Source organism: Mycobacterium sp. TH-M82 (genome assembly GCF_057473605.1).
In genome coordinates this window covers 1-1,054 of record NZ_JBYCKY010000756.1, presented here as the reverse complement: position 1 = coordinate 1,054, position 1,054 = coordinate 1, and the positions used below count along the sequence as shown (strand labels likewise).

3 protein-coding genes are annotated in these 1,054 nt (G+C 68.3%); all 3 read left to right on the top strand.

From position 1 onward, the window contains the following. Positions 1–153: VWA domain-containing protein (locus AC2VON_RS22480; RefSeq protein ID WP_486954849.1), on the top strand; the 153-nt coding region annotated here is incomplete at its 5' end. Positions 154–216: 63 nt separating this feature from the next. Further along, a complete protein-coding gene (gene nadD, locus AC2VON_RS22475) occupies positions 217–864 on the top strand; it encodes a nicotinate-nucleotide adenylyltransferase (protein WP_421529275.1) in 648 nt (215 codons plus the stop codon). After that, positions 861–1,054 (top strand): RsfS/YbeB/iojap family protein (locus tag AC2VON_RS22470; RefSeq protein WP_486954848.1); only part of this gene is annotated, 194 nt, incomplete at its 3' end. The genes nadD and AC2VON_RS22470, both read left to right, overlap by 4 nt.

Here is a 1,054-nt window from a genome sequence, read left to right as displayed (position 1 = left end):
AGCCGGCACGCGCACTGGCTCAACCCCGAGCCCCGACACCTGTGGGGCAGCGGCGACTCCGCGGTGCCGCGTTACCAGGAGGCGATCACGATGCACGAATGCCGGTCGGCCAAGCAACTGGCCGCGGTGATCGACCAGCTGCTGCCCGTGTGAGCCGGGCGGCCCACAGAGCTCGCCGTGGGTTCCCGACGCGTTACTGAAGTAAGCTGGCGAATCGTGCAAAAGCGGTGTCGCAGGCTCGGGGTGATGGGTGGGACGTTCGATCCCATCCATTACGGCCATCTGGTCGCCGCCAGCGAAGTCGCCGACCTTTTCGACCTAGACGAGGTGGTGTTCGTGCCCAGCGGCCAGCCCTGGCAGAAGGGCCGGCCGGTGTCGGCCGCCGAGGACCGCTACTTGATGACCGTGATCGCCACCGCGTCCAATCCCCGGTTCTCGGTGAGCCGGGTCGACATCGACCGCGCCGGCCCCACTTACACCCGGGACACGCTGCGCGACCTGCACGCGGTCAACCCGGACGCCCGGCTGTACTTCATCACCGGCGCGGACGCGTTGGCCTCCATCCTGTCGTGGCGCGGCTGGGAGGAGGCCTTCGACCTGGCTCACTTCGTCGGCGTCAGCCGCCCCGGCTACGAGCTGCAGGATGAGCACATCACCGGAGTGCTGGGCGAGCTGGCCTCCGATGCGCTGACCCTCGTGGAGATCCCGGCGCTGGCGATCTCGTCGACCGATTGCCGACGGCGTGCCGCCCAGGCGCGTCCGTTGTGGTACCTGATGCCCGACGGCGTCGTTCAGTACGTATCCAAGCGCCGGCTCTACTGCGGGAACGCACAGGTCGGCCGGGCGACGGGACACGACACATGACCGCGACGCAGGAAGCCATCGACATGGCGACGGTGGCCGCCGGTGCGGCCGCCGCCAAACTCGCCGATGACGTCATCGTGATCGACGTCTCCGGCCAGCTGGTCATCACGGACTGCTTCGTCATCGCGTCGGCGTCCAACGAGCGGCAGGTCAACGCCATCGTCGACGAGGTCGAGGAGAAGATGCGCCG